The organism is Mesorhizobium sp. M4A.F.Ca.ET.022.05.2.1, assembly GCF_003998845.1.
Classification (GTDB): Bacteria; Pseudomonadota; Alphaproteobacteria; order Rhizobiales; family Rhizobiaceae; genus Mesorhizobium.
This window is the reverse complement of the sequence record NZ_RZOJ01000414.1, coordinates 1-5,329: the sequence shown is the minus strand read 5'-3', so window position 1 is coordinate 5,329 and position 5,329 is coordinate 1. Positions and strand designations below refer to the sequence as shown.

Annotated in this window: 5 protein-coding genes and 1 pseudogene; all 6 read left to right on the top strand. The window is 62.9% G+C overall.

Annotated elements, in window-relative coordinates:
- Positions 1–216, top strand: a pseudogene (locus EN745_RS29250) (ABC transporter ATP-binding protein); the annotation flags it as partial.
- Positions 217–1,083 carry a sugar ABC transporter permease gene (locus EN745_RS29245; protein ID WP_126054723.1) on the top strand — a complete coding sequence of 289 codons (867 nt, stop codon included), beginning with the start codon at positions 217–219 and terminating at the stop codon, positions 1,081–1,083.
- A 1-nt stretch (position 1,084) separates the two neighbouring features.
- Complete coding sequence (locus EN745_RS29240; RefSeq protein ID WP_127422841.1) at positions 1,085–1,999, top strand: carbohydrate ABC transporter permease; 915 nt, start codon at positions 1,085–1,087, stop codon at positions 1,997–1,999.
- The gene (locus EN745_RS29235) at positions 1,996–2,289 is read left to right on the top strand and encodes a DUF2160 domain-containing protein (RefSeq protein ID WP_189347543.1); all 294 of its coding nucleotides are present in this window, start codon (positions 1,996–1,998) and stop codon (positions 2,287–2,289) included. Before EN745_RS29240 ends, EN745_RS29235 begins: the two co-directional genes overlap by 4 nt.
- A gap of 76 nt (positions 2,290–2,365) precedes the next feature.
- Positions 2,366–4,093, top strand: a complete 1,728-nt coding sequence (locus EN745_RS29230; protein ID WP_127405552.1) for an ABC transporter substrate-binding protein — start codon at positions 2,366–2,368, stop codon at positions 4,091–4,093.
- A 94-nt stretch (positions 4,094–4,187) separates the two neighbouring features.
- On the top strand, positions 4,188–5,329 hold a 1,142-nt coding region (locus EN745_RS29225), incomplete at its 3' end, for a glycerol kinase (protein ID WP_145992187.1).

Here is a 5,329-nt window from a genome sequence, read left to right as displayed (position 1 = left end):
GAATATGTCAGGCTCGGCCGCGACGGCATGGCCGTCAAAGTCAGCAAGGTCGAGGATGTCGGCCGCCACAAGGTGGTGCGCGCCAGCCTCGAGGGCCGCGAGATCGCCGCCGTCATCGGCGAGGACGACACCGTGCCGGCCGATCCGAAGGTGAGTTTCGATCCGGCCGGCATCAACATCTATGCCGATTCCTGGCGCGTCGAGATGGGGGCATAGATGGAAAAGACCTGGAACAACAAGGCCTGGTTCCTTGTGCTGCCGGTGCTGGTGCTGGTGGCGTTCTCGGCCGTCATCCCGCTGATGACCGTCGTCAACTATTCGGTGCAGGACACGTTCGGCAACAACGTCTTCTTCTGGGCCGGCACGGAGTGGTTCGAGGAGCTCTTGTCCTCCGACCGCTTCTGGGAAGCGATGGTCCGCAACCTGATCTTCTCCTTCATCATCCTCATCATCGAGGTGCCGCTCGGCATCTTCATCGCGCTCAACATGCCGAAGAAGGGCTGGGGCGTGCCGGTCTGCCTGGTGTTGATGGCGCTGCCGCTGCTGATCCCATGGAATGTCGTCGGCACGATCTGGCAGGTCTTCGGCCGCAACGACATCGGCCTGCTCGGCTACTACGTCAATGCGCTCGGCATCGACTACAACTATGTCCAGGATCCGATCGACGCGTGGGTCACCGTCATCATAATGGACGTCTGGCACTGGACCAGCCTCGTCGTGCTGCTTTGCTATGCCGGCCTGGTCTCGATCCCGGATGCCTTCTACCAGGCGGCCAAGATCGACGGCGCCTCGCGCTGGGCGGTGTTCCGCTACATCCAGCTGCCGAAGATGCAGCGCGTGCTTTTGATCGCAGTGCTGCTGCGCTTCATGGATAGCTTCATGATCTACACCGAGCCTTTCGTCGTCACCGGCGGCGGTCCCGGCAATTCGACGACGTTCCTGTCGATCGACCTGGTCAAGACGGCGCTTGGCCAGTTCGACCTCGGTCCGGCGGCGGCGATGTCGCTCGTCTACTTCCTGATCATCCTGCTGTTGTCATGGGTCTTCTACACCGTGATGACCAACTACGACGCGGAGCGCTGAGATGACCGGCGTTAACGAAAGAGCGAACAGAGTGAGCGAGACGGCGGTTTCGGAAGGGCTGAGCAGCGCCCTGTCGCAGGACGAGGTGGCGCGCCTGATGCGGAGCCGCGGCGAGGAATCGCGCTGGTGGTGGATCGTGCCGACGCTCTACATCATTGTCATCCTGCTGCCGATCTACTGGCTCATCAACATGAGCTTCAAGACCAATGCTGAGATCGTCTCGTCGCTGACGCTCTATCCGCATGCGCCGACGCTCGCCAACTATCGCACCATCTTCAGCGACCCGTCCTGGTATTCGGGCTATATCAACTCGATCACCTATGTGGTGATGAACATGGTGATCTCGGTCGCCGTAGCGTTGCCGGCGGCTTACGCCTTCTCGCGCTATCGCTTCCTCGGCGACAAGCATCTGTTCTTCTGGCTGTTGACCAACCGCATGGCGCCGCCGGCGGTGTTCGCGCTGCCGTTCTTCCAGCTCTATTCCGCCTTCGGCCTGATCGACACCCATATCGCGGTGGCGCTGGCGCACTGCCTGTTCAACGTGCCGCTGGCGGTGTGGATCCTCGAAGGCTTTATGTCCGGTGTGCCGAAGGAGATCGACGAGACGGCCTATATCGACGGCTATTCGTTCCCGCGCTTCTTCGTGAAGATCTTCATGCCGCTGATCGCCAGCGGCATCGGCGTCGCCTGCTTCTTCTGCTTCATGTTCTCATGGGTGGAATTGCTGATCGCGCGCACGCTGACCACCACCGACGCCAAGCCGATCGCCGCCACCATGACCCGCACCGTCTCGGCCGCCGGCATGGACTGGGGACTGCTCGCCGCCGCCGGCGTGCTGACGCTGATCCCCGGCGCGCTCGTCATCTGGTTTGTCCGCAACTACATCGCCAAGGGCTTTGCCCTGGGGAGGGTATGACCATGAACCTCGACCTCTCCTGGATGGCGTGGACCTGGCCGACGGCGGCTTTCTTCGGCACCGTCTTCCTGCTGCTTTGCGGCATGGCGGCCTGGGAATATGCCTCGCCGGGCGGCAATCCGCGCGTCGGCGTGCTCCGCTTCGAGACGACGCGCGGCGACCGTCTCTTCCTGTCGCTGCTCGGCAGCGCCTTCATCCATCTCGCTTGGCTGGGTCTGGTTGGACCCAACCTGTGGTGGGCTCTCGCTCTCTCCGTAGTCTACGCCATCGGCGTGTTCCGCTACGTATAGAGGGGGAAACTGTTGGAGCGGCCGCGTGCCGGCGACCGCTCCAGATCGCACTTGAAACCAAAACTGGAGGAAACACATGCGACGGCAATTTTTAACATCAACGACCGCCCTTGTCCTATTGCTCGGGGCAGGCAATGCCTACGCCGGGATGGATGAGGCGAAGGCCTTTCTGGACAAGGAGATAGGCCCGCTGTCGACGCTTTCGCGCGCCGACCAGGAAAAGGAGATGCAGTGGTTTATTGACGCCGCCAAGCCGTTTGCCGGCATGGAGATCAAGGTCGTCTCGGAAACCATCGCCACCCATTCCTATGAATCGCAGGTGCTGGCGCCGGCCTTCTCCGCCATCACCGGCATCAAGGTCACGCACGACACGATCCAGGAAGGCGACGTCGTCGAGAAGATCCAGACCCAGATGCAGACCGGCCAGAACCTCTATGACGGCTGGGTCAACGACTCCGACCTCATCGGCACGCACTGGCGCTACCAGCAGGTGCGCAACCTGACCGACTGGATGGCGGGCGACGGCAAGGACGTCACCAATCCGAACCTCGACCTCAAGGACTTCATCGGCACCTCCTTCACCACGGCGCCGGACAAGAAGCTCTACCAGCTTCCCGACCAGCAGTTCGCCAACCTCTACTGGTTCCGCTACGACTGGTTCAACGACGAGAAGAACAAGGCCGACTTCAAGGCCAAGTACGGCTACGACCTCGGCGTGCCGGTCAACTGGTCGGCCTATGAGGACATCGCCGAGTTCTTCACCGGCCGCGAGATCGACGGCAAGAAGGTCTATGGCCACATGGACTACGGCAAGAAGGACCCGTCGCTCGGCTGGCGGTTCACCGATGCCTGGCTGTCCATGGCCGGCAATGGCGACAAGGGTATCCCGAACGGCCTGCCGGTCGACGAATGGGGCATCAAGGTCGACGAGAACTCTCGTCCTGTCGGCTCCTGCACGGCGCGCGGCGGCGACACCAACGGCCCGGCCTCGGTGTATTCGATCCAGAAGTATCTCGACTGGCTGAAGGCTTACGCTCCGGCCGAAGCGCAGGGCATGACCTTCTCCGAATCCGGCCCGGTGCCGGCGCAGGGTGCGGTCGCCCAGCAGATCTTCTGGTACACCGCCTTCACTGCTTCGATGGTCGACGCCGGCGCCAAGGCGGTGATGAACGACGACGGCACGCCTAAGTGGCGCATGGCGCCGTCGCCGCACGGCGTCTACTGGAAGGACGGCATGAAGCTCGGCTATCAGGACGTGGGTTCCTGGACGCTGATGAAGTCGACGCCGACCGACCGCGCCAAGGCCGCCTGGCTCTACGCGCAGTTCGTCACTTCGAAGACCGTCGACGTGAAGAAGAGCCATGTCGGCCTGACCTTCATCCGCGAGAGCACGATCCACGACAAGAGCTTCACCGAGCGTGCTCCGAAGCTCGGCGGCCTGATCGAGTTCTATCGCTCGCCGGCCCGCATCCAGTGGTCGCCGACCGGCACCAACGTGCCTGACTATCCGAAGCTGGCTCAGCTCTGGTGGCAGGCGATCGGCGATGCCTCGTCCGGCGCCAAGACCGCGCAGGAAGCGATGGACTCGCTCTGCGCCGAGCAGGAAAAGGTCATGAGCCGCATCGAGAAGTCGGGCGTCCAGGGCGATATCGGCCCGAGGATGGCCGAAGAGCATGACCTCGCCTACTGGAACGCGGACGCGGTCAAGAAGGGCAATCTCGCGCCTCAGCTCAAGATCGAGAACGAGAAGGAAAAGCCGATCACCATCAACTACGACGAGCTCGTGAAGAGCTGGCAGAAGTAAGACTGCCTGATGCGGGCGTCAGCGCCCGCATGGATCCTGCGGGGGAGGCGGCTTTTGCCGTCTCCCCTGTTGCATGAAGAGCGGAGGAGCGGAAATGAGCGGCTTTGTGCTTGCCATCGACCAGGGGACGACATCGAGCAGGGCTATCCTGTTCGACGACCAGATGAAGGTAGCCGGCGCCGGCCAGCAGGAATTCAACCAGTATTATCCAGCCTCGGGCTGGGTCGAGCACGATCCGCAGGAGATCTGGGCAAGCGTGGTGGCGACCGTGAAGGCCGCGCTGAAGGCTGCCAGCCGCAACGCTTCGGACGTGGCGGCGATCGGCATCACCAACCAGCGCGAGACCGTCGTCATCTGGGACAAGGCGACCGGCAAGCCGATTCACAACGCCATCGTCTGGCAGGATCGCCGGACCGCGCCGCTCTGCCAGAAATTGAAGAAGCAGGGGCTGGAGAAGACATTCACCAAGAAAACCGGCCTGCTGCTCGATCCCTATTTCTCCGGCACCAAGATCGCCTGGATGCTGGACAAGGTGAAAGGCGCCAGGAAGCGCGCCGAAAAGGGCGAACTGCTCGCCGGCACCATCGACAGTTTCCTGATCTGGCGGCTCACGGGCGGCAAGGTGCACGCCACCGACGCCACCAACGCCTCGCGCACGCTGGTCTACAACATCGAGAAGAATGTCTGGGACGGCGAGTTGCTCTCGATCCTGCGCATCCCGGCCGCCATGCTGCCGCAAGTGAAAGACTGCGCCGATGACTATGGAGTCACCGAGAAGGGCCTGTTCGGCGCCGAGATAAAAATCCTCGGCGTCGCCGGCGACCAGCACGCCGCGACCATCGGCCAGGCCTGTTTCGAGCCGGGCATGATGAAGTCGACCTACGGCACCGGCTGCTTCGCGCTGCTCAACACCGGCACCGACCTGGTGCGCTCGAAGAACCGGCTGTTGACCACCATTGCCTATCGCCTGAACGGCAAGACCACCTATGCGCTGGAAGGCTCGATCTTCATCGCCGGCGCCGCCGTGCAATGGCTGCGCGACGGCATCAAGGTGATCGGCAAGGCCGAGCAGAGCGGCGCGCTCGCGGCAGCCGCCGATCCGGCGCAGAATGTGTATCTGGTGCCGGCCTTCGTCGGCCTCGGCGCGCCGCATTGGGACGCCGAGGCGCGCGGCGCGATCTTCGGCCTGACCCGCAACTCAGGCCCGGCGGAGTTTGCCCGCGCGGCATTGGAATC